The 25,799-nt window shown below is 73.2% G+C and carries 3 protein-coding genes and 1 pseudogene; 1 reads left to right on the forward strand and 3 read right to left on the reverse strand.

Going from position 1 to position 25,799, the window contains the following annotated elements; genetic code table 11:
• The 3 genes and pseudogenes from ACIA8L_RS54340 to ACIA8L_RS54350 all read right to left on the reverse strand — a co-directional run.
• A pseudogene (locus ACIA8L_RS54340) lies at positions 1-5,927 on the reverse strand (SDR family NAD(P)-dependent oxidoreductase); the annotation flags it as partial.
• Between the two features lie 47 nt (positions 5,928-5,974).
• Positions 5,975-23,971 carry an SDR family NAD(P)-dependent oxidoreductase gene (locus ACIA8L_RS54345; protein ID WP_395917856.1) on the reverse strand — a complete coding sequence of 5,999 codons (17,997 nt, stop codon included), beginning with the start codon at positions 23,969-23,971 and terminating at the stop codon, positions 5,975-5,977.
• Positions 23,972-24,127: 156 nt separating this feature from the next.
• Positions 24,128-24,550, reverse strand: a complete 423-nt coding sequence (locus tag ACIA8L_RS54350) for a hypothetical protein (RefSeq protein ID WP_395917857.1) — start codon at positions 24,548-24,550, stop codon at positions 24,128-24,130.
• A gap of 154 nt (positions 24,551-24,704) precedes the next feature.
• Here ACIA8L_RS54350 and ACIA8L_RS54355 point away from each other — a divergent pair, with 154 nt between their 5' ends.
• A complete protein-coding gene (locus ACIA8L_RS54355; protein WP_395917859.1) occupies positions 24,705-25,748 on the forward strand; it encodes a ketoacyl-ACP synthase III family protein in 1,044 nt (347 codons plus the stop codon).
• The last annotated feature ends 51 nt before the right edge of the window (positions 25,749-25,799 follow it).

Consider the following 25,799-nt stretch of genomic DNA (forward strand, 5'->3'; position numbering starts at 1 on the left):
TCGGCTGTGGTGAGGCCGGCGTTGGCCAGGGCTTGGTGGATGACGCGTTCTTGGGAGGGGCCGTTGGGGGCGGTGAGGCCGTTGCTGGCGCCGTCCTGATTGACGGCGCTGCCGCGGATGACGGCTAGGACCTGGTGGCCGTTGGCTTCGGCGTCCGACAGGCGTTCCAGGACAATGAGGCCGACGCCCTCGCCCCAGCCGGTGCCGTCGGCGCCGGCGGCGAAGGCTTTGCAGCGGCCGTTGGCGGCCAGGCCCTTCTGGCGGCTGAACTCGACGAATGCCACCGGCGTGGCCATGACCGTGACGCCGCCGGCCAAAGCCATGTCGCACTCGCCGTGGCGCAGCGACTGGGCGGCGAGGTGCATGGCGACCAGGGAGCTGGAGCAGGCCGTGTCGACGGTGACGGCCGGGCCCTCGAGGCCGAACACGTACGACAGGCGGCCGGAGATGACGCTCGCCGAGCCGCCGGTCGCCAGGTAGCCCTGGGTGCCCTCGCCGTCGGCGAGGAGACGGGTCAGGTAGTCCTGGCCGTTCGAGCCGGCGAACACGCCCGTGGCGCTGCCGCGGACGGTGGTCGGGTCGATGCCGGCGTGTTCGAGGGCTTCCCAGGCGGTTTCGAGCAGGAGTCGTTGCTGGGGGTCCATGGCGAGGGCTTCGCGGGGGCTGATGCCGAAGAAGTCGGCGTCGAATTGGTCGGCGTTGTGGAGGAAGCCGCCTTCGCGGACGTAGGCGGTGCCGGGGTGGTCGGGGTCGGCGTGGTAGAGGCTGTCCAGGTCCCAGCCGCGGTTCGTCGGGAAACCGGTGATGGCGTCGTTGCCGGCGGCGAGGAGGTCCCACAGCCGGTCCGGGTTCGACACGCCGCCCGGGTAGCGGCAGGCCATGCCGACGATCGCGATCGGCTCGTCCGGCGCGGCCGCCGATCGGGTGGCCCGGGCGGTGGCGGGGGCGGTCTCCAGTAGTGCGGCGCGCAGGTACTCGGCGATGGCGGTGCTGCGCGGGTAGTCGAAGACGAGCGCCGCCGGCAGCGTCAGGCCGGTCGCGGTGCCGAGCCGGTTGCGCAGCTCGACCGCGGTCAGTGAGTCGAACCCGAGCTCCTGGAACGCCCGCTCCGGGTCGACGGCGTCGGGCGAGCCGTGCCCGAGGACGGTCGCGACCTGCAGCCGGACCAGGTCGACGAGGAGCTGGTGCTGCGCGGCCGGGTCGAGGCCGGCGAGGCGGGCCGCGAGCGGGGCGCCACCGGAGCCGGCCGGGCGGCGGGTGCGGGCGGCCCGGAGCAGGGAGCGGGCCACCACCGGCGGCGTTTCGCGGAGGGCGGCCAGGTCGAGGGTGGCCGGTACCGGCGCCGGATGGTCGGTGGCGAGGCACGCGTCGAACAGGGCCAGCGCCCGCTCCGCCGGCATCGGGGTCAGGCCGCTGCGCGCGATCCGGGCCGCGACCTGCGCCTGGCGCGTCTCATCCAGGTCGGCGGCGAGGCCGCTGGCGACCTCCCACAGGCCCCACGCGAGCGAGGTCGCGGGGAGGCCGTGCGCGCGCCGGTGCTGGGCGAGGCCGTCGAGGAACGTGTTGGCGGCGGCGTAGTTGGCTGTGCCGGCGCTGCCGAGGACGCCGGAGACCGACGAGTACAGCACGAACGCCGCGAGGTCGAGGTGCTTCGTGTGCTCGTGCAGCAGCCAGGCGGCGTCGACCTTGGGTCGCAGCACGGCCTCGAGCTGCCGCGGGGTCAGCGCCGACAGCACCGCGTCGTGCAGGACGCCGGCGGCGTGGACGACGGCGGTGAGCGGGTGCTCCGCGGGGACCGCGGCGATGAGCGCGGCGACGTCGGCGGCGTTCGTGGTGTCGTACGCGACCACGGTCGCCTCGGCGCCGAGCGCGGCCAGCCGGGACACCAGCTCGGCGGCTCCGGGTGCGTCGGGTCCGCGGCGGCCGGCCAGCAGCAGCCGGCGGATGCCGTGCCGTTCGGCCAGGTGGGCCGCGAGCAGGCCGCCGAGCGCGCCGGTGCCGCCGGTGATGAGGACAGTACCGTCGGGGTCGAGCTCGACGGGCGCCCCGGCCGGCACGCCGCGGGCGAGGCGGGGGGCGAGGAGCCGGCCGGCCCGGATCGCCAGCTGCGGCTCGCCGGTCGCCACGGCCACGCCCAGCGCGGTGTCCGAGGTCGCGTCGCCGTCGACGTCGACCACGGCGATCCGGTCCGGGTACTCGGTCTGCGCGCTGCGCAGCAGTCCCCACAGCGCCGCGGCCGGCAGGTCGGTGACATCCTCGCCGGGGACCGTGGCGACCGCGCCGTGGGTGACGACGACGAGCCGGGTGCCGGCGGTCGCCGGGTCGGCCAGCCAGGCCTGCAGCGCGGCGAGGGCCGTGCCGGTCACCCGGTGGGTCTCGGCGACGGGCCCGGCCGCGGAGCGGTGGTCGATCACCAGGACCGGCGGCGCATCGGACGCCGCGGTGGCGAGCGCGGCCAGGTCGTCGGCGCGTTCGAAGTCCGCCGGGGCGCCGTCGCCGGGCACCTCGCTCCACTCGAGGTGGAACAGCGAGTCGTCGCCGGTCCGCAGCCGGGTCAGGTCGATCGGCGCACCGGCGACGGCGGCGACGGTGGCGATCGGGGTGCCGTCCTCCTCGGCCACCGTGAGGCCGGCGCCGACCCGGCTGACCCGCACCACGGCACCGGTCGCGGCCCCGTGCAGCTCGACGCCGTTCCAACGCATCCAGTGGTACTGCGAATCGGCCGGACCGGCCACCCGCAGCGCCGCCTCCACCAGCGCCGGGTGCAGGGCGTACCCGGTCGCGTCGGGGACGACGACCTCGGCGAAGACGTCGCCGTCGCGGCGCCACGCGGCCCGCACACCCTGGAACGTGGCACCGTAGCCGAGCCCGGCGTCGGCCAGCGCGTCGAACAGCGGGTCGAGGTCGACCGCCACGGCACCGGCCGGCGGCCACTCGCCGGGCGTGGGCACTGTACGGGGGCTGTCGGTGGTGAGGGTGGCGGTGGCGTGGTGGGTCCACGGCTGCGGCTCGTCGCCGGTGGTCGCGGCCCGGCTGTGGATGGTCAGCTCGCGGCCGGTGGTGGCGATCTGGAGCTCGGTGGCGGCGGTGACGGCGACCGGGGCGTGGATGCTCAGCTGCTCGATGACGCTCGTGGTGGCGTGCAGGGCCAGGTCGAGCAGGGCGGCGCCGGGGAGCACGACGGTGCCGTGGACGGTGTGCTCGGCCAGCCACGGCTGGGTGGCGGGGTCGAGGCGGCCGGTGAGGACCTGGGTGTCGTCGGTGGCCAGCTGGATCGCGGTGGAGAGCAGCGGGTGGCTGGTGGTGTGGTGGCCGCTCGGGTTGGTGTCGTGGAGCCAGTACGAGACGTGCTGGAAGGGGTAGCCGGGAATGGTCGCCGGCGTGCCGTTCGGCTGGGGCCAGGTGACGGCCGTGGTGGTGTGGGTGTGGACGGTGGCGATCGCGGCCGCGAGGGTGCCGGCCGGCGGCTGGTCGCGGCGCTGGGTGGCGATGGCGAGCGTGTCCGGCGGGGCGAGCGGGGTCAGTGTCGCGTGCGGCCCGACCTCGATGTAGGTGTTGGTGCCGAGATCCGCGAGCTTGGTGATGGTGTCGTGGAAGCGGACGGTTTTGCGGATGTGGTTGGTCCAGTAGTCGGGGCTCGTCGGGTCGCCGCCGGTGTCGGTGACGATCGGGGTGTGCGGCTCGTTGTAGGTCAGCGTCGCGGCGACCTCGCGGAACTGCCGGAGGATCGCGTCAGTGTGGCGTGAGTGGTAGGCGTGTGCGGTGTTGAGGGTTCTGGTCTTGCGGCCGAGTTGTTCGAACTGCGCCCGGACCGGTTCGAGGTCGTCTTTGTTGCCGGCGACGACAATGCTGGTGGGGCCGTTGATGGTGGCGATGTCGACGTCGGGGTGCTCGCGCAGGACGTCGACGACTTCGGGCTCCGTGGCCTGGATGGCGAGCATGGCGCCGGGGGGCATGGTGTGCATGAGTGTGGCGCGGGCGGTCACTATCTTCGCGGCGTCGGCCAGACTCCAGATGCCGGCGAGGTAGGCGGCGCTGAGCTCGCCGATGGAGTGTCCGGCGTAGTGGGTCGGCTTGATGCCGTGGTGGGTGAGGGTGGCGTGCAGTGCGGTCTGGATCGCGAAGAGAGCGGGCTGGGTGTACAGCGTCGTGTTCAGCTCGGGCGTGTCGATGACCTCGAGCAGGGGTTTGGGCAGTTGCGGGTCGAGGGCTTCGCGGACGGTGTCGAAGGCGGCGGCGAAGACCGGGTCCGACCGATACAGGCCGAGCGCCATGCCGGGGTATTGGCTGCCCTGGCCGGAGAACAGGAACGCTGTGCGGGCGGTGATCAGCCCACCGGCCGGGGTGACGGTGAGGTTCGGGTGCTCGGCGCCGGTGGCGAGGGCGTGGAGGGCGTCGGTGTGGTCGGCGGTGATGACGGCCCGGTGCGACAGCACAGGGCGGCGGTCGAGCGCGGCGGCGATCTGGGCCGCGGTGGCGTCGACCCGTTCGAGTCGCGTCGCGTAGTCGTGCAAGGCGTCCGGGGTCTTTGCTGACAACCGCCAGGTGACCGGCTGCTCATGGACTTCGACCGGTGGCGGGTCGGCGGTGGGGGGCTGTTCGATGATGAGGTGGGCGTTGGTGCCGCTGATGCCGAAGGAGGAGACGGCGGCGCGGCGGGGGCGGTCGACGGCCGGCCACGGGGTCGGCTCGGTCAGGAGTTGCAGGCCGCTGTCGGACCAGTCGAGGTGTGGTGAGGGCTGGTCGGCGTGCAGCGTCTGGGGGAGCAGGCCGTGGCGGATGGCTTGGATCATTTTGATGACGCCGGCGACACCGGCGGCGGCCTGGGTGTGGCCGATGTTGGACTTGATTGAGCCCAGCAGCAGAGGCTGGTCGCGGTCGCGGCCGTAGGTGTTGGCGAGGGCTTGGGCTTCGATCGGGTCGCCCAGTTTGGTGCCGGTGCCGTGCGCCTCGACCGCGTCGACGTCCGCGGTGGACAGGCCGGCGCTGGCCAGGGCCTGGCGGATGACGCGCTCCTGCGACGGGCCGTTCGGGGCGGAGAGCTGGCTGCTGGCGCCGTCCTGGTTGACCGCGCTGCCGCGGATCACCGCGAGGACCCGGTGCCCGCGGCGCTGGGCGTCGGAGAGCCGCTCCAGCACCAGCAGCCCGACACCCTCGGCGAAGCCGGTCCCGGCGGCGTCGGCGGAGAACGAGCGGCAGCGGCCGTCGGCCGACAGGCCCTGCTGGCGGCTGAACTCGAGGAAGGCGCCCGGGGTGGCCATCACCGTCACGCCGCCGGCCAGCGCCAGGTCGCACTCGCCCTGCCGCAGGGCCTGAGCCGCCAGGTGGACCCCGACCAGCGACGACGAGCAGGCCGTGTCGACGCTCACGGCCGGGCCCTCGAAACCGTACACATAGGACAGCCGGCCGGACGCCACCGAGGCGGCGGAGCCGGTGCCGATGAAGCCCTCGAACCCGTCCGGGGCGTGCATCATGAGCCGGCCGCCGTAGTCGCCGTACATGACGCCGGTGAAGACGCCGGTCCGGCTGCCCCGCAGCGTCGCCGGGTCGAGGCCGGCGTCCTCGAGGCCCTCCCACGCCACCTCGAGCAGGAGCCGCTGCTGGGGATCGGTGGCCAGGGCCTCGCGGGGGCTCATGCCGAAGAACTCGGCGTCGAAGCCGTCGGCGTCGTAGAGGAAGCCGCCCTCGCGGGCGTACGAGGTGCCGGGGTGCTCCGGGTCCGGGTCGTACAGCCGCTCGAGGTCCCAGCCGCGGTTGGCCGGGAAGCCGTCGATGGCGTCGGTGCCCGCGGCGACGAGGTCCCACAGCCCGTCCGGCGACGTCACCCCGCCCGGATACCGGCAGGCCATGCCGACGATCGCGATCGGCTCGCGGCGCTGCGCCTGGACGTCACGCAGCTGCTGCCGGGCCTGCTGCAGGTCGGCGGTGACGCGCTTGAGATAGTCGCGGAGCTTGTCCTCGTTCGCCATCCGACCTATTCCTCTTCCATTTTCGAGACCTGCAGGTCGTTGTCGATGAAGTCGAAGATGTCGTCGTCGGAGGAGAACTCGGTCCGCTCCGGTGCGCCGCCGTCCGGCAGCGCGTCGCCGAGCCGGGACAGCAGGTCCTGCAGCCGGCCCCGCAGCTCGGCCCGGGTCTCGGCGGGGAACGTCGAGAACCGCGCGGCCAGCTGGTCGAGCTGCGCGAGGGCCGACTCGGATCCGTCGCTCGACAGGCGGCTGCCCAGGAAGGTGGCCAGGGTGTTCGGCGTCGGATAGTCGAAGACGAGCGTCGCCGGCAGCCGTAGGCCGGTGGCGGTGGCGAGCCGGTTGCGCAGCTCCACCGCGGTCAGCGAGTCCAGGCCCAGGTCGAGGAAGCCGCGCTCGTCGGTGATCGCCCGCCCGTCGGTGTGGCCCAGCACCGTGGCCGTCTGGGCGCGGACGAGGTCGAGGAGCGCCTCGCCGAGCGCGGGCCCCTCGAGCCCGGCCAGCCGGGCGGCCATGGGCTGGCTGCTGGTGCGGCGTTTGCGGGATGGTGCGAGCTTTTGCAGTACCACCGCGAAATGATCTTGAGTGCGGAGCGTCCGGGGGTCGATGTCGGCCGCCAGGTGCAGCGGGTGGCCGCCGGCGACCGCGGCGTCGAGGAGGCGGTGCGCGTGCCCGGTGTCCAGGGGCCGGATGCCGATGCGAGCGAGGCGGCGGTGGCCGGTCGGGTCGAGCTGCTTGGTGAGCTCCGACGTCTGCGCCCACAGGCCCCACGCCACGCTCGTGGTATTGGGGCGGAGGTGGGCGAGGGCGTCGAGGAACGCGTTGGCGGCGGCGTAGTTGGCCTGGCCGGCCGTGCCCAGGATGCCGGCGGCCGAGGAGTACAGCACCAGGCGGGTGGTCGGCGGCAGGAGGCGGTGGAGGTTCCAGGCCGCGTCGACCTTCGGGCGCAGGACGGTGTGGAGCTGTTCGGTGGTGAGGGCGTCGACGGTGGCGTCGGCGAGGACGCCGGCGGCGTGGATGACGGTGCCGAAGTGGTGTTCGGCGAGGAGCTTCCGGAGCTGCTCGATGTCGCTGGTGTCGCAGCTGACGGCGGGCGGACCGGCGGTGCGGCTGGCCAGGGTGATGTCGTGGATGCCGTGCTCGGTGGCGAGGTGCTCGGCGAGGAGCCGCCCGAGGGTGCCGGTGCCGCCGGTGATGAGCACCGGGCCCACGAAGGCGGGTGCCGTCTGCGTTGCCGTCCGGCGGGTGAGGCGCGGGACGTACAGCTTCCCCTCGCGGATGGCGATCTGCGGCTCGCCGGTGGTCAGGGCGGTCTCGAGGGCCAGGGTGTCGTCGGTGTCGACGACGGTGATGCGGCCGGGGTGCTCGGTCTGGGCGCTGCGGACAAGTCCCCAGACGGCGGCGGCGGCGAGGTCCGTGATGTCGCCGATGGGTACCGCGCCGCGGGTGACGACCGCGATGGGCGCCTCGCCGCGCAGGGCGTCCTGCAGCAGCCGCAGGGTCTCCTCGGCGAGGCGGTGCGTCTCGGCCGGGACGTCCGCTGCCTGGGCGGCGGACGCGGCGATGATGAGCACCTCGGCCGGTGCCGCCGGCGCGGCCGGAGCCGGCACGGTGGTCCATTCGAGGGTGAAGAGGCCCTCCTCAGGGGCGTCGGCCCGGAACAGTTCGGTGGCGACCGGGCGGGCCGTCACCGACGCGATCGTGAGAACCGGCGCGCCCCGGTCGTCGCTGACCTCCAGCGCGAACGAGTCGCCGTCCACGGTGTGCACATGGGCTCGCAGCCTCGAGTCGGCCGCGCCGTGCCGGGCCACGCCGGCCAGGACGAACGGGAGCCGGGCCGGGCTGTCGGGGGTCAGCGAACCGAGCATGCTCGCCTGGAGTGCGGCGTCGAGCAGCGCCGGGTGGACGGTGTGGCCGGCCGGGTCGACCGTGTCGGGGAGGGCGAGGTCGGCGTAGATGTCGCCGCCGTGCCGCCAGGCCGTGACGACGCCCTGGAACGCCGGGCCGTACCCGAGGCCGATGTCGGCGAGGGTGTCGTAGAAGTCGTCGACGTCGATCGGGGTGGCGCCGGTGGGCGGCCACGCCGGTGCCGTCGGCGGCGCCGGGGTGGCGCCGGTCGCGAGGGTCGCGGTGGCGTGCCGGGTCCAGGGCCGGGGTTCGTCGTCGCCGGGTGTCTCGGCCCGCGAGTGTACGGCGATCTCCGTGCCGGTGACGGTGACCTGGATCTGGGTGGGCCCGGTGATCGTGAGCGGGGCCTGGAGGGTGAGCTCCTCGATGCCGGCGACTTCGGCGTGCGTTTCGGCCGCGTGCAGGGCCAGGTCGAGGATGGCGGTGCCGGGCAGGACCACGGTCCCGTGGACGGTGTGGTCGGCCAGCCACGTCTGGATACTCGGGTCGAGGCGGCCGGTCAGCGTGGTGCTGTTCGTGGCGGGGGTCTCGATGGCGGAGGGGGCCAGGGGGTGGTTGGTCGCGGTGAGACCCAGGTCGTGTGCGTTGGTCCGGCTGACGCTGTGCAGCCAGTACGACTGCCGCTGGAACGGGTAGGTCGGTAGCGACGTGGTGTCGGTGGGCGCGGCCGGCCAGGTGATGTCGACGCCGTGGTGCCAGGCGGTCGTGGTGTTGGTGTGGATGGTGTGCCAGGTGCCTTGGTTGCGGCGGAGAGTGCCGAGGACCGTGTGGGGTTTGTCGGTGAGGGTGTCGTGGATGGGGTTGGTGAGGATCGGGTGGGGGCTGGCTTCGATGAAGGTGCGGTAGCCGTCAGCGTGGAGCTGTTCGATGGTGGCCTGGAGCCGGACGGGCCGGCGGAGGTTCTGGTACCAGTAGTCGTTCATGAGCGTCGTGGTGTCCGTCGGCTGGCCGGTGACCGTGGAGTAGAAGACGGTGTGGCCGGTACTCGGGGTGATGTGGGCGAGTTGGGTGAGGATTTCGTGTTGGAGGGGTTCGATGTGTGGGCTGTGGCTGGGGTAGTCGACGTTGATGCGTCGGCTGCCGGGGTATTCGTGCAGCAGCGTTTCGAGGGTGTCGATGGGCCCGCTGATGATGGTGGTGGCCGGTCCGTTGATCGCGGCGATGGTGGCGTCTGGTGGGAGGGTGATGGCGGTGTGGGGTTGGGGGATGGACAGCATGGTGCCGGTGCCGGCGAGGGTGGTGAGGGTTTGCGCGCGCCGGGCGACGATGGTGGCGGCGTCGGTGAGGGTGAGGGCGCCGGTGAGGTAGGCGGCGGCGATCTCGCCTTGGGAGTGGCCGATGACGGCGTGGATGGGGGTCAGCGTTTGCCACAGGTGCCCGAGGGCGGTGTTGATGGCGAAGAGGACGGGTTGGATGACGTCGGGGGTTTGCGGGATGTCGTCCTGTTGCAGGAGTTCGATGAGGTCCCAGCCGGTGTGTGGCTTCAGCGCCTCAGCACACGCGTGGAGGTGGTCCCGGATGAGGGGTGTCGTCTGGTAGAGGTCACGGGCCATGCCGGGCCATTGGCTGCCCTGCCCTGGGAGGACGAGGACAGTTTTGCCGGGGTTTGACGGGGCGGCTTGCCCGTCGTGGATGAGGTTGGGATGTTCTTCGCCGGTGGCCAGGGCGTGCAGGGCGGCGTGGAAGTTGTCGCCGATGATGCTGGCCCGGTAGGGGTGCGCGGTGCGCAGGTTCAGGCTCGCGGCGACTTCGTGGGGGTTGGCGTCGACCTGTTGCAGCTGGGTGGCGTAGGCGCGGAGTGCTTCGGGGGTTTTCGCGGACAGGCGCCAGAGGATTGGGGGGTCTAGGACTTCGAGTCCTGGTGTCACCGGTGCCACGACAGGGGTTGGCGGTTGTTCGAGAATGAGGTGGGCGTTGGTTCCGGAGATGCCGAAGGAGGAGATGGCGGCTCGGCGGGGCCGGTCGACTGCCGGCCATGGGGTGGGCGACGTCAGGAGCTGGAGTCCGCTGGTGTCCCAGTCCAGATGTGGGGAGGGTGCGTCGACGTGCAAGGTCTGGGGGAGGGTGCCGTGCCGCATCGCCTGCACCATTTTGATGACGCCGGCGACGCCGGCGGCGGCCTGGGTGTGGCCGATGTTCGACTTGATGGAGCCCAGGAGCAGCGGCTGGGTCTGGCGGTCGCGGCCGTAGGTGTTGGCGAGGGCCTGGGCTTCGATCGGGTCGCCGAGGGCCGTGCCGGTGCCGTGCGCTTCGACCGCGTCGACGTCCGCGGTGGTCAGGCCGGAGCTGGCGAGGGCCTGGCGGATGACCCGCTCCTGGGACGGGCCGTTCGGTGCCGTCAGGCCGTTGCTGGCGCCGTCCTGGTTCACCGCACTGCCGCGGATCACGGCCAAAACCTGGTGGCCGTTCGCCTCGGCGTCCGACAAGCGTTCCAGGACGAGCAGGCCGACGCCTTCGCTCCAGATCGCGCCGTCGGCGTCGGCGGCGAAGGACTTGCAGCGCGCCTGGGGCGACAGGCCGCGCTGGCGGCTGAACTCGATGAACACGCCGGGCGTGGCCATGACGGTGACGCCGCCGGCGAGGGCCAGGTCGCATTCGCCCTGCCGCAGGGACTGCGCGGCCAGGTGCATGGCGACCAGGGAGCTGGAGCAGGCGGTGTCGACGCTGACCGCCGGGCCCTCGAAGCCGTACGTGTAGGACAGCCGGCCCGACGCCACCGACGCCGCGCTGCCCGTGCTCAGATAGCCCTCGAACCCGTCGGGGGCATGGGACATGAGGCGGCCGCCGTAGTCGCCGTACATGATGCCGGTGAACACGCCGGTGCTGCTGCCGCGCAGGGTGGCCGGGTCGATGCCGGCGTCCTCGAGGCTCTCCCACGCGGTCTCGAGCAGGAGCCGCTGCTGCGGGTCGGTGGCGAGGGCTTCGCGGGGGCTGATGCCGAAGAAGTCGGCGTCGAACCGGTCGGCGTCGTGCAGGAACCCGCCCTCGCGGACATACGCGGTGCCGGGGTGGTCCGGGTCGGCGTGGTACAGGCGCTCCAGGTCCCAGCCACGGTTCGTCGGGAACCCCGAGATGGCGTCGGCGCCGGCGGCGACCATGTTCCACAGGCCGTCCGGGTCGGCGACGCCACCCGGGTAGCGGCAGGCCATGCCGACGATCGCGACCGGCTCGTCGGCGGCCGGCGCCGCGGTGGTCGCCGGGGCGCTGGGAGCCGCGGCGTTGGTGAGCGTCTGATGCACGAACTGGGCGGCCTGGCGCGGGGTGGGGTGGTCGAAGATGAGGGTGGCCGGCAGTCGCAGCCCGGTGGTCGTGTTGAGCCGGTTGCGCAGTTCGACCGCGGTCAGGGAGTCGAAGCCGAGCTCCTGGAACGGCCGGTCGGCGTCGATCGTGTCCGCACCCGCATGGCCGAGCACCGTCGCGGTGGTGCCGCGGACCGTGGTGAGCACCAGTTCGAGCTGCTCCTGCGCGGTCAGGCCGGCGAGGCGGCGGTCGAGGGAGCCGTTCGCGGCGCGGGCGCTCACCCGGACCAGGCCCCGCAGCAGCGGCGACACCGTGTCGTAGCCGGACCGGAGGCCCGGTAGGTCGAACCCGGCCGCGACCACCACCGGCGCCGACGAGCCCCGCGCCGCGTGGAACAGGGAGATCCCGGCCGCCGTCGTCATCGGGGCCAGGCCGGCCCGGCGCATCCGCAGCCGGTCCCGGTCCTCCAGCCCGCCGGTCAGGCCGCTGCCCTCGGCCCACCAGCCCCACGCCACCGAGGTTCCGGCCCGCCCCGACATCCGGCGCCGGCGGGCGATGGCGTCCACGGCCGTGTTCGCCGCGGCGTAGTTGGCCTGGCCGGCGCTGCCGATGTGCCCGGCGAGCGAGGAGAACAGGACGAACATCGACAGCGGCAGCTCCGCCGTCAGCTCGTCCAGGACCAGCGCGGCGTCGACCTTCGGCCGCAGCACCGCGTCGAGCTGCTCCGGGCGCAGCGCGTGCAGCGGCGCGTCGTCGAGCGCGCCGGCGGCGTGGACGACCCCGACGAGCGGGTGCTCGGCCGGCACGGCGGCGAGGAGCGCCGCCATCGCCGCGCGGTCGGCCGCGTCGACGGCGGCGACGGTCGCGGTGGCGCCGAGCGCGGTCAGGTCGGCGGTCAGCTCCGCCGCGCCGGCGGCCGCGGCGCCGCTGCGGCTCACCAGAAGCAGGTGCCGGACGCCGTGGTTCGCTGTGAGGTCGCGGGCGATCGCGGCGCCGATCAGGCCGGTGGCGCCGGTGATGAGCACCGTGCCCCGCGGGTCGATGGCCGGGTCGGCGGCCGGGGCGGTGGTCTCGAGCCGGGCCAGGCGGGGCGCGAGGATGCGACCGGCGCGCACGGCGACCTGCGGCTCGCCGGTGGCCAGGGCGGCCGGCACCGCCGCCGCGTCGGCCTCGAGGTCGCCCGCCCGGTCGAGGTCCAGCAGCACGAAGCGGCCCGGGTGCTCGGTCTGCGCGGATCGGGTGAAGCCCCACGCGGCCGCGGCCGCCGGCTCCTCGGCCGGGTCGCCGCCGCCGGTGCTCACGCCGCCCCGCGTCACGACGGTGACCCGGCGCTCGGCCAGCCGCTCGTCGTTGAGCAGCTTCAGCAGCCACGTCAGCGTCGCGCGGACGTCGGCCGCCGCGCAGGGCAGCAGGACGTCGGCCGGCCAAGACTCCGGGGCGTCGGCCAGGTCGGCCAGGCGGACGATACCGTGTCCGGCCGCCGCCAGCGCATCGCCGACGCCGAGCTCGTCCGGGCCGACAACCGCGAACTCGGCCGGCGAAAGAGCCGGTTGCGGGGGTACAGGTGTCCAGTCCACCCCATACAGCTGCCGCTCCCCGTGCCGGGCCAGACTCTCCGGCGCGACCGCCCGCAGTGCCAGCGACTCGACCATGAGCACGGGCCGGCCGTCGGCGTCGGTGGCGGACAGGCGCAGGCTCGCCGCCCGGTCCGCCGACAGCCGCACCCGCAGCCGGTCGGTGCCGCCGGTCGCGTAGCTGGTCACGCCGGTCCAGGAGAACGGCAGCAGGTTCGGCTCCTGCGCACCGAGCGCGCCGAGCAGCAGCGGGTGCAGGGCGGCGTCGAGGAGCGCGGGATGCACGACGTACCCGGCCCGGTCGGCGTCGATGGCCACCTCGGCGAACACCTCGGCACCGCGCCGCCACAGTCCTCGCAGGCCCTGGAACACGGGCCCGTACTCGTAGCCGGCGTCGGCGAGGGTGTCGTAGGCGCCCTCGAACGGCACCGGCGTCGCCCCGGCCGGCGGCCACTCGGCCGGTCCGGCCGGCGGTGACGTGGTGCTGGTGGCGAGCGTTCCGGTGGCGTTCTGAACCCAGGACCCGGGCTCCGGGCCGTCGGTGGCCTCGCTCCGCGAGTGCACGGCGATCTCCGTGCCGGTGACGGTGACCTGGATCTGGGTGGGCCCGGTGATCGTGAGCGGGGCCTGGAGGGTCAGCTCGTCGATGCCGGCGGCGCCGGCGTGCAACGCGAGGTCGAGAATGGCGGTGCCGGGCAGGATGACGGTGCCGTGGACGGTGTGGTCGGCCAGCCAGGTGTGGACGGCCGGGTCGAGGCGGCCGGTGTAGATGTGGTGCTGTCCGTCGGCGGTCTGGATGGCGGTGGGCAGGAGCGGGTGGTTGGTCGCCGTCTGGCCGAGGTGCCGCGGGTTGCCGGCCGTGCCGGCCGGGGTGTGGAGCCAGTAGGGCTGGCGCTGGAACGGGTAGGTGGGAATGGGTGTGGTGTCGCGGGGCGTGTCGGGCCAGGTGATGGTGAGGCCGTGGTGCCAGGCGGCGGCGGTGTTGGCGTAGATCGTGTGCCAGGTGCCGTGGTTCCGGCGGAGGGTGTGCAGGGTGGTGTGCGGTTTGTCGGTGAGGGTGTCGTGGATGGGGTTGGTCAGGATCGGGTGGGGGCTGGCTTCGATGAAGGTGCGGTAGCCATCAGCGTGGAGCTGTTCGATGGTGGCCTGGAGCCGGACGGGCCGGCGGAGGTTCTGGTACCAGTAGTCGTTCGTGAGCGCGCTGGTGTCCAGGGGTTGGCCGGTCATCGTCGAGTAGAAGACGGTGTGGCCGGTGACGGGGTTGATGGCGGCGAGTTGGGTGAGGATTTCGTGTTGGAGGGGTTCGATGTGTGGGCTGTGGCTGGGGTAGTCGACGTTGATGCGTCGGCTGCCGGGGTATGTCTCCAGCAGGGCGTCGAGTTCAGGGACGGGGCCGCTGACGATGGTGGTGGCGGGGCCGTTGATGGCGGCGATGGTGGTGTTGGGTGGCAGGGCGATGGTGTCGTGGGGTTGGGGGATGGACAGCATGGTGCCGGTGCCGGCGAGGGTGGTGAGGGTTTGGGCTCGGCGGGCGACGACGGCCGCGGCGTCCTGCAGGGTCAGCGCGCCGGTGAGGTAGGCGGCGGCGATCTCGCCTTGGGAGTGGCCGATGACGGCGTTGATGGGGGTGAGGGTCTGCCACAGGTGCCCGAGGGCGGTGTTGATGGCGAAGAGGACGGGCTGGATGACGTCGGGGGTTTGCGGGATCTCGTCCTGTTGCAGGAGTTCGATGAGGTCCCAGCCGGTGTGTGGCTTCAGCGCCTCAGCGCACGCGTGGAGGTGGTCCCGGATGAGGGGTGTCGTCTGGTAGAGGTCTCGGGCCATGCCGGGCCACTGGCTGCCTTGGCCTGGGAGGACGAGGACAGTTTTGCCGGGGTTTGACGGGGCGGGTTGCCCGTCGTAGATGAGGTTGGGGTGTTCGTTTCCGGTGGCGAGGGCGTGGAGGGCGGCGTGGCGGTCGTCGCCGATGATGCTGGCCCGGTAGGGGTGCGCGGCGCGCAGGTTCAGGCTCGCGGCGACTTCGTGGGGATTGGCGTCCAGCGGGAGCTGCCGGGCTAGGGCACGAAGCGCTTCAGGGGTTTTCGCGGACAGGCGCCAGAGGATTGGGGGGTCTAGGACTTCGAGTCCTGGTGTCACCGGTGCCACGACAGGGGTTGGCGGTTGTTCGAGAATGAGGTGGGCGTTGGTTCCGGAGATGCCGAAGGAGGAGATGGCGGCTCGGCGGGGCCGGTCGACTGCCGGCCATGGGGTGGGCGACGTCAGGAGCTGGAGTCCGCTGGTGTCCCAGTCCAGATGTGGGGAGGGTGCGTCGACGTGCAAGGTCTGGGGGAGGGTGCCGTGCCGCATCGCCTGCACCATTTTGATGACGCCGGCGACGCCGGCGGCGGCTTGGGTGTGGCCGATGTTCGACTTGATGGAGCCCAGGAGCAGCGGCTGGGTCTGGCGGTCGCGGCCGTAGGTGTTGGCGAGGGCCTGGGCTTCGATCGGGTCACCCAGCGTGGTGCCGGTGCCGTGGGCCTCGACCGCGTCGACGTCCGCGGTGGTCAGGCCGGCGTTGGCCAGGGCCTGGCGGATGACCCGCTCCTGGGACGGGCCGTTCGGTGCCGTCAGGCCGTTGCTGGCCCCGTCCTGGTTGATGGCGCTGCCCCGGATCACCGCGAGGACCTGGTGGCCGTTGGCCTGGGCGTCGGAGAGGCGCTCCAGGACGAGCAGGCCGACACCCTCGGCGAAGCTGGTGCCGTCGGCCGCGGCCGCGAACGGCTTGCAGCGACCGTCCGCGGCGAGCCCCCGCTGCCGGCTGAACTCCACGAATGTCGACGGCGTGGCCATCACCGCGACCCCGCCGGCCAGCGCCAGGCTCGACTCGCCCTGCCGCAGCGACTGCGCCGCCAGGTGCATCGCGACCAGGGAACTGGAGCAGGCCGTGTCGACCGTGACCGCCGGGCCCTCGAGGCCGAGCACGTAGGAGACGCGGCCCGAGGCGACGCTGCCGTAGTTCCCGGTGCCGATCTGTCCCTCGAACCCGTCCGGGGTGTGCAGCGCGAGCCGGCCGCCGTAGTCGCCGTACATGACGCCGGCGAACACGCCCGCGCTCGTGCCGCGGACGGTGGTCGGGTCGATGCCGGCGTGTTCGAGGGCTTCCCAGGCGGTTTCGAGTAGGAGTCGTTGCTGGGGGTCCATGGCGAGGGCTTCGCGGGGGCTGATGCCGAAGAAGTCGGCGTCGAATTGGTCGGCGTTGTGGAGGAAGCCGCCTTCGCGGACGTAGGCGGTGCCGGGGTGGTCGGGGTCGGCGTGGTAGAGGCTGTCCAGGTCCCAGCCGCGGTTCGTCGGGAAACCCGCGATCGCGTCGGTGCCGGCCGAGACCAGGTCCCACAGCCGGTCCGGGCTCGCGACACCGCCCGGATACCGGCAGGCCATGCCGACGATCGCGATCGGGTCGTCGTCGACCGGCCGCGCGGCCACGGCGGCGACGACCGGGGCCGGTGCGTCGACGAGCCGGTCGTCGAGGTGGCCGGCCAGGGCCGTCGTCGTGGCGTAGTCGAAGATCAGCGTCGCCGGCAGCGCCAGCCCGGTCGCGGTCCGCAGCCGGTTGCGCAGCTCGAGCGACGTCAGCGAGTCGAAGCCGAGGTCCTTGAAGGTCGAGTCGACGTCAACCCCGGCGGCGGTACCGTGTCCGAGCACCGCCGAAGCCTGCACGCGGACGAGGTCCAGGAGTGCCCGCCGCCGGTCGTCAGCGGGCAGCCCGGCCAGGTGCCGCAGCCATCCGGCGCTCCCGGGCGCCGCGCCGGGCCGGGTGCGGACCAGGCCGCGCAGCACCGCCGGCACCGACGCGCCGCGCAGCGCCGCGGTGTCGAGCCGGCTGGCGACCACGTTAGCCCGGCCGGTGCCGAGCGCCGCGTCGAACAGCGCCAGGCCCTCGCCGCTCGTGATCGGGGCGAGGCCGATCCCGCGCAGCCGGTTGCGGTCGACGTCGCTCATGCCGCCCGTCAGCCCGCTCGCCGACGCCCAGAGGCCCCAGGCGATGCTGATGGTGTTGGGCCGCCGCTGGGCGAGCGCGTCGAGGAACGTGTTCGCGGCGGCGTAGTTGGCCTGGCCGGGGCTGCCCAGCACGCCGGTCGCCGAGGAGTACAGCACCAGCCGCGTCTGCGCCGGCAGCAGCCGGGACAGGTGCCACGCCGCGTCGACCTTGGGCCGCAACACGGCCTGGAGCTGGTCGGAGGTCAGCGTCTCCACGACCGCGTCGGCGAGCACACCGGCCGCGTGAATGACGGTGGCGAAGTCGCGCTCGGCGAGCAGCGCCCGCAGCTGCTCGGGGTCGCCGGCGTCACCGGCGACGGTGGTGAACCCGCCGCCGGCCGGGGTGCCGCTGCGGCTGGCCAGGACGATGTCGTGCACGCCGTGGTTGGTGGCGAGGTGCTCGGCGAGCAGGACGCCGAGGGTGCCGGTGCCGCCGGTGATCAGGACCGGCCCGACGATGTCGAGCGGGGCGAGCGGCGGCTGCTCGATCCGTTCCAGCCGGGGCGCATACAGCCGGCCCTCGCGGATCGCCAGCTGCGGCTCCCCGGTCGCCAGGGCGGCCTCGACCGGGAGGGTGTCGTCGGTGTCGACGAGCGTGATCCGGTCCGGATGCTCGGTCTGCGCGCTGCGCACCAGGCCCCAGACGGCGGCGGCCGGCAGGTCGGTCACCTCGCCGCCGCAGTCGACGGCGCCGCGGGTGACGATGGCGAGCCGGCGGTCGGGTGCGGCGAGACCGTCGCGCAGTACCGACAGGGCCTGCGCGGTCAGGAGGTGGGTCGCGGCCGGCACGTCGTCCGCGGGGTCGCCGGCGATCGTGGTGATCGTGGCGGCCGGGGCTTCGGCGGGGCTCGCGGCGATCGGCACCCAGGACACGGCGTGCAGCGCCCGGGCGACGTCGCGCCCGGCGCCGAGCTGGTCCGGGGCGATGGCCCGGGTCGTCAGCCGGTCGATGGTGGCCAGGGCGGCCCCGGACGGGTCGGTGAGCACGAGCGTCGCCGCGTCCGGGCCGGCCGGGGTGACCCGGACCCGGGCGCCGGTGCCGGCCGGCCCGTGCACGGTGACCCCGGTGAACGCGAACGGCAGCTGCAGCCGGTCGCCGGCGGCGAGCTGGCCGCTGATCGCCAGGGCGTGCAGTGCGCCGTCGAGCAGCGCCGGGTGGATCGCGTGGCCGGCCGGGTCGACGCCGTCGGGGAGCTGGATCTCGGCGTAGACGTCCTCGCCGAGCCGCCACGCCGCGCTCAGGCAGGCGAAGACCGGCCCGTACTCGTACCCCTTGTCGGCCAGCCCCTCGTAGAAGTCGTCGAGGTCGACCGGGGTGGCGCCGACCGGCGGCCACTGCGCCGACGGCGGGCGCGGGAGGGCCGCCTCGGTGGCGACGGTGGCGGTGGCGTGCCGGGTCCAGGCTTCGGCTTCCTGGCCGTCGGTGGTCTCGGTCCGCGAGTGGACAGCGATCTCCGAGCCGGTGACGGTCACCTGCAGCTGGGTCGGCTTGGCGATGGTGAGCGGGCTGTGCAGCGTGAGCTCCTCGACACCGGCCGCGTCGACGTGGGTGCCGGCGTGCAGGGCCAGGTCGAGGATCGCGGCGCCGGGCAGCACGACGGTGCCGTGGATCGCGTGGTCGGCCAGCCAGGTCTGGACGGCGGGGTCGAGACGGCCGGTGAGGATGAGCGTGTCGCTGTCGGCGGCCTGCACGGCGGTCGGCACGAGCGGGTGCTTGGTGGCGGTGAGGCCCAGATGCTGGGCGTCAGTCTTGGGCGTGCTGCGCAGCCAGTAGGGCTGGCGCTGGAACGGGTAGGTGGGCAGCGGGGTGGTGGTGTTGGGGGTTGTCGGCCATTCGATGGTGAGGCCGTGGTGCCAGGCGGTCGTGGTGTTGGTGTGGATGGTGTGCCAGGTGCCCTGGTTGCGGCGGAGTGTTCCGAGGGCGGTGTGGGGTTTGTCGGTGAGGGTGTCGTGGATGGGGTTGGTGAGGATCGGGTGGGGGCTGGCTTCGATGAAGGTGCGGTAGCCGTCGGTGTGGAGCTGTTCGATGGTGGCCTGGAGCCGGACGGGCCGGCGGAGGTTCTGGTACCAGTAGTCGTTGGTGAGTGCACTGGTGTCCAGGGGTTGGCCGGTCATCGTCGAGTAGAAGGTGGTGTGGCCGGTAGTGGGGGTGATGTGGGCGAGTTGGGTGAGGATTTCGTGTTGGAGGGGTTCGATGTGTGGGCTGTGGCTGGGGTAGTCGACGTTGATGCGTCGGCTGGCGGGGTATGTCTCCAGCAGGGCGTCGAGTTCAGGGACGGGGCCGCTGACGATGGTGGTGGCGGGGCCGTTGATGGCGGCGATGGTGGTGTTGGGTGGCAGGGCGATGGTGTCGTGGGGTTGGGGGATGGAGAGCATGGTGCCGGTGCCGGCGAGGGTGGTGAGGGTTTGGGCGCGGCGGGCGACGACGGCCGCGGCGTCCTGCAGAGTCAGCGCACCGGTGAGGTAGGCGGCGGCGATCTCACCCTGGGAGTGCCCGATGACGGCGTGGATCGGGGTCAAGGTCTGCCACAGGTGCCCGAGCGCCGTGTTGATGGCGAAGAGCACAGGCTGGATGACGTCGGGGGTTTGCGGGATCTCGTCCTGTTGCAGGAGTTCGATGAGGTCCCAGCCGGTGTGTGGTTTGAGCGCCTCGGCGCACGCGTGCAGGTGGTCCCGGATGAGGGGTGTGGTGCGGTACAGGTCCCGCGCCATCCCGGGCCACTGGCTGCCCTGCCCTGGGAGGACGAGGACGGTTTTGCCGGGGTTCGACGGGGCGGCTTGCCCGTCGTAGACGAGGTTGGGGTGTTCTTCGCCGGTGGCGAGGGCGTGGAGGGCGGCGTGGCGGTCGTCGCCGATGATGCTGGCCCGGTAAGGGTGGGCGGTGCGGGTGGCGAGGGTCGCGGCGACCTCGTGGGGATTGGCGTCCAGCGGGAGTCGCCGGGCCAGTTCGCGCAGCGCTTCGGGGGTCTTGGCGGAGAGCCGCCACAGGATGGGCAGGTCGTGGACTTCCAGTCCCGGTGCCGGCGGTGCCGCGACCGGGGCCGGGGCCTGCTCGAGGATGATGTGCGCGTTGGTGCCCGAGATGCCGAAGGACGACACGGCGGCGCGGCGGGGGCGGTCGACCGCGGGCCACAGGGTCGCCTCGGTCAGGAGCTGGAGTCCGCTGGAGTCCCAGTCCAGGTGCGGGCTGGGCGCGTCGACGTGCAAGGTCTGGGGCAGCGTGCCGTGCCGCATCGCCTGCACCATCTTGATGACGCCGGCGACACCGGCGGCCGCTTGGGTGTGGCCGATGTTGGACTTGATGGAGCCCAGGAGCAGCGGCTGGGTCTGGCGGTCCCGGCCGTAGGTGTTGGCGAGGGCCTGGGCCTCGATCGGGTCGCCCAGCGTGGTGCCGGTGCCGTGGGCCTCGACCGCGTCGACGTCCGCGGGGGAGAGGCCGGCGCTGGACAACGCCTGCAGGATGACGCGCTCCTGAGCCAGGCCGTTCGGCGCGGAGAGCCCGTTGCTGGCGCCGTCCTGGTTGATCGCCGAACCGGGGATCACCGCCAGCACCGTGTGCCCGTTCGCCTGCGCGTCCGAGAGCCGCTCCAGCACCAGCATGCCCGCACCCTCGGACCAGGCCGTGCCGTCGGCCGCCGCCGCGAACGGCTTGCAGCGGTCGTCCGTCGCCAGCCCCCGCTGCCGGCTGAACTCCACGAGCATGCCCGGCGTGGCCATGACGGTGACCCCACCGGCCAGGGCCAGGTTGCACTCGCCCCGCCGCAGGGCCTGCGCGGCCAGGTGCATCGCGACCAGCGAGCTCGAGCAGGCGGTGTCGATGCTGAGCGCGGGCCCTTCGAAGCCGAACGTGTACGCGATCCGCCCCGAGGCGACGCTCACCGCGTTGCCGGTCAGCAGATGCCCGTCGACTCCCGTCGAGGCCTCGTGCAGCCGCGGGCCGTAGTCCTGCGCCGTCGCGCCGACGAATACACCGGTCCGGCTGCCGTGCAGCGCGGCCGCGTCGAGCGCGGCCCGCTCCATGGCCTCCCACGCGGTCTCCAGCAGCAGCCGCTGCTGCGGGTCCATGGCCAGGGCCTCGCGCGGGCTGATACCGAAGAACCCGGCGTCGAACGCGCCGGCGTCGGCCAGGAAACCACCGCCCCGCGCGTAGGTCGTGCCGGGGTGGTCCGGGTCGGGATGGTACAGGCGCTCCAGGTCCCAGCCGCGGTTCGCGGGGAGCGGCCCGATCGCGTCGGTGCCGTCGGCGACCAGCCGCCACAGCTCGTCCGGCGAGCCCACGCCGCCCGGGTACCGGCACGCCATACCGACGATCGCGATCGGCTCGTCGGCCGCCGCGGCACTGGCGACACTCCTGGTGACACCACCGGCAACGTCGGTGGACGACGACTGCAGCCGGGCGATCAGCGCCTCCGGCGTCGGGTGGCTGTAGAACAGCGCCGAGGTCAGCGCCAGCCCGGTCGCGACGTTGAGCCGGTCCCGCAGCTCGACGGTCATGAGCGAGTCGAACCCGAGGTCCTTGAACGACCGGTCCATCTCGATCGCCTCGGGGCTCGCCTGCCCCGCCACGACAGCGACGGTGGTCCGCACCAGATCGGCGACATCGAGCGCGTCGGCGACCGGAGCGTCGGCAACGGCATCGACAACGACATCGACCGGTGCGTCGAGCGGGGCATCGACCGCAGCCGCGGCCGAACGCACCGTCAGCCAGTGCCGGGACCGCTGGAACGGGTACGTCGGCAGGTCGTCGACCCGGCCGGCGGCGGGCCAGGTGACCTCGATGTCGGTGTGCGTGGCCACCGCCGCGAGGGCCTTGGCCAGCGTGAGCGCCTGCGGTCGGCTGCGCTGCTGGGTCGGGATCGCCACCGAGCCATCGATCAGCGGGGTCAGGGTAGCGTCGGGCCCGAGCTCCAGGAACGCCGTCGGCTCGCTCTGCAGCGCGGTCACCGCGTCGTGGAACCGCACCGGCCGGCGCATGTGCGCCGTCCAGTAGTCGGGGTTGGCCAGCTGCCCCGGCTCGGCTGGGCGGCCGGTGAGGTTGGAGACGATCGGGACGCGCGGCTCGTGATAGGTGAGCGTGGCCGCGACCGCGCGGTACTCCTCCAGGATCGGGTCCGTGTGCGCCGAGTGGCCCGCGAGCGTCAGGTTGAGCCGCTTGGTCTTGCGGCCGAGCGCGCGGAAATGCGCCTGCACGACGTCGAGGTCGGCGGCGTCCCCGGAGACCACCGTGCTGTCGGCGGTGTTCAGCGCCGCGATCGCGACCTCGGGGAGGTCGGCCAGGGCCGCGCGGGTCTCGTCCTCGCCGGCCTGCACGGCCAGCATCGCGCCGGCCCGCATCGTATTCATCAGCCGGGCCCGGGTGGTGACGAGGAGGGCGGCGTCGGGCAGGCTCCACACGCCGGCCAGGTGCGCGGCGGTCAGCTCGCCGAGCGAGTGCCCCGCGTACGCGCCGGCGTGGATGCCGTGCGCGGCCAGCGCCGCGTGCAGCCCGACCTGGACCGCGAACAGCGCCGGCTGGGTGTAGAGGGTGCCGTTCACCTCCTCGCCCGCGATCGCTTCCGCGAGAGGCCGCGGCAGGTGCCGGTCCAGCTCGGCCCGGGCCTCGTCGAAGGCGGCGGCGAAGCTGGGTTCGGTGCGGTACAGCTCGTCGGCCATGCCTGGGTACTGGCCGCCCTGGCCACTGAACAGGAACGCCAGCCGCCCGGCCACGGGTCCGCCGTTACGGGTGACCAACGGATGCTGCCGACCCGCGGCCAAGGCCCGCACCCCGTCGAGCAGCTCGCCGCCGGCGCCGGTGACGGCCGCACGATGCGGGAAGCGGGTCCGCCGGGCCAGCGCGGCGCGCACCGCGGCCGGGTCGGTGCCGGGGTTTGCGGCCAGCCACCCGGCGAGCCGGTCGGCCTGTTCCTCAAGCGCTTTGGGGGTACGTCCGGTCAGCACCAACGACACCGGCCCGTCCGCGGCCGCCGTCGTGGGAGCGGGCGCAGGGGCGGGCGGCGACGAGACGACCACGTGGCAGTTGGTGCCGCCCATACCGAACGAGCTCACCCCGGCCAGCAGCGGCCGGCTGGGGTCGGGCCAGTCCCGCAGCCCGGTGTTGACCTCGATGTTCAGTGCCGCGAAGTCGATATCCGGGTTGGGTGTGGCGAAGTTGAGGCTGGGCGGCAGCTGCCGGTGCCGGACGCTCAGCGCCACCTTCAGCAGTCCGACGATGCCCGCGGCGCCCTCGAGGTGCCCGACGTTGGTCTTCGCCGACCCGACGAGCAGCGCCGCGTCGCGGGCCGCCGCGGTGCCGATCGCCGCCCCCAGCGCCGCCGCCTCGATCGGGTCGCCGAGCCGCGTGCCGGTGCCGTGCAGTTCGACGTACTGCACGTCGCCGGGCCGGGCCGCGCCGTCGCGCTGGGCGAGCCGGATGACCTCGGCCTGGGCCGCGGCGCTGGGCACGGTCAGGCCGTCGGTGGCGCCGTCGTTGTTGACCGCGCTGCCCTGGATCACGCAGTAGATCCGGTCGCCGTCGGCGACGGCGGCGGCGAGCGGCTTGAGCACGACCAGGCCGCCGCCCTCGCCGCGGACGTACCCGTTGGCCCGGGCGTCGAACGTGAAGCACTGCCCGTCCGGCGACAGGCCGCCGAAGCGCACCGCCCCGGCCGTGCTCTCCGGCACGATGTTGAGGTTGACGCCGCCCGCCAGGGCCAGGCCGGCCTCGCCGCGGCGCAGGCTCTCGCACGCCAGGTGCACAGCGACCAGCGACGAGGACTGCGCGGAGTCCACGGCCAGGCTCGGGCCGTGCAGCCCGTAGGTGTAGGAGACCCGGTTGGCCAGGATGCCGCGGTTGATCCCGGTGAGGGTGTGCGGGGTGAAGGCGTCCGGCCCGGCACGGTACGACAGGCTCGCGTAGTCGTCCCAGATCGCTCCGATGAAGACGCCGGTCGCGCTGTCGCGCAGGGTCTCCGGCCGGATCCCGGCGTCCTCCCACGCCTCCCAGCTCAGCTCGAGCACGAGCCGCTGCTGCGGGTCCATCGCCGCCGCCTCCCGCGGCGAGATGCCGAAGAAGTCGTGGTCGAAGCCGTCGATCCGGTCGAGGAACCCGCCGTGCCGGGCGCCGAGCGGCGCGTCGGCGGTGCCCGGCTGCGCCCAGCGCCCCTCCGGCGTGGGGGTCACCGCGCTGGTGCCGGAGGCGAGCAGTCGCCAGAACGCGGCCGGATCACCCGCGCCGGGCAGGCGGCAGGACAAGCCGATGACCGCGAACGCGTCAGCCGTGGTCGTCATCACAGTGTGCAACCTCTCGTCCTCACCGATCCGGGAGCCGTCGAAAAGGGCCGGCGCCACTTGCAGCCGCCGGCCCAGACTTCCCGGTCTTGCTAACGGTCGACTTGGCGCCGTCCAAAGCGCCCCACCGGCGCGCGGTCCAAGTGGGTGCCCGGCCTACTCGGGCCGGCGCAGCACCAGGCTGGAGCGCAGGATGGTGGTCTTGTCGTTGGGCCGCTCGACGTACTGGAAGCGCCGGAACCCGACCAGCCCCAGGTACGAGCCGCTGGCCCCGACGGCCGGGATCGAGTGGTCCTTGTCGATCGGCTCCATCGGGTAGGTGCCGGTCCACAGCACCGTGCCCTCCGGCAGCGTGTCCGTGGCCGACACCTGCTGCCACAGGCTGCCGTCCTCGGGGTTGCCGAATACCACGGCGAGCCCTTTCGACGTGCCGATCACGTTGCCCTCGGCGTCGAAGATCTCGTCGCTGAAGTCGACGCTGTGCCCGACGCCCGGGCGGGTCTCCATGCGCACATCGGTGTGCGAGATCTCCTTGACGTCGGAGAACAGCACGAGCTCTTCGGTAACGACGCTGTCCACGGCGGGTCCTCTCGTGCGGGAATGCGGGAAACGGCGGCCCTGGGGACACCGGAACCCTCATCGTTCGAGGAACCGCTTGCGGCGGGCTTGTGCGGGCCTAATGACCGGTGCCGGGGCCAAGTCCTGCTTAAGGCCGACGGGCCAGGGTGGCGGCATGCGAACCCCAGATGTGTTCATCAAGGGGATCGGCCTGTTCGTGCCGCCCGTGGTGGACGTCGACTCCGCGGTCGAACAGGGCCTGGTCTCCGCCGAAAAGGCCGCCACGCTGACCGGCGCCGGTGCGGCTGTCGCCGGCGACACCCCGGCGCCGGAGATGGCGCTGACGGCCGCCCGGCAGGCGCTCGAGCGGGCCGGTCACGAACCGTCCGAAGTGGACCTGATGCTGTACAGCGGCTCCTGGCACCAGGGCCCCGACGGCTGGCTGCCCCACTCCTACCTGCAGCACCACCTGGTCGGCGGGAAGACCCCGTCGATGGCGGTCAACCAGGGCTGCAACAGCACGTTCGGCGCGCTCGAGCTCGCACACGCCTACCTCGGGGCGGCGCCGGAGCGGCGCACGGCCCTGCTGGTCGCCAGCGACAACTTCGGCACCCCGCTGGTCGACCGCTGGAACTGCAGCCCGGGGGCGTTCCTCGGCGACGGGGCCAGCGCGATCGTGGTCAGCCGGGACGAGGGTTTCGCCCGGGTGCTGGCGATGGCCTCGACGACCGTCGCCGAGGCCGAGGAGCTGCACCGGGCCGGCGAGCCGCTGTTCCCGCCGGGGGTGACGACCGCGACCCCGATCGACTTCGGCGTGCGTGGCGGTGCGTTCCAGCGTCAGCTGATCACGTCCGGCGTCGGCGTCGCGGTGTGGCTCGAGGTCCAGAAGCAGATGGCCGCCGTGATCGGCCAGGTGACCGACGAGGCCGGCGTGAAGATCGACGACGTGGCCCGGATCTCGTTCACCGTGCTGGCCGGCGAGATGTTCGAGCAGCCCTGCCTCGCGGCGGTCGGGATGACGCCCGAGCAGTCGACCTCGCGGTTCAGCCGGGGACTGGGCCACCTCGGCTCGAGCGACCAGTTCGTGGCCTTCGAGCACCTGCTGAGCACCGGTGAGCTCAAGCCCGGCGACCACATGCTGCTGCACGGCATGGGCCCCGGCATCACGCTGTCCTGCGCCCTGGTGCGCGTGGAGAGCATCCCGCCCTGGCTGTCCTGAGCGGCCGACGCCGAAGCCCGGATCCGATACTCCTCGGATCCGGGCTTCTTC

Origin of the sequence: Dactylosporangium sp. NPDC051541, from assembly GCF_044454505.1 — a bacterium.
Lineage (GTDB): Bacteria > Actinomycetota > Actinomycetes > Mycobacteriales > Micromonosporaceae > Dactylosporangium.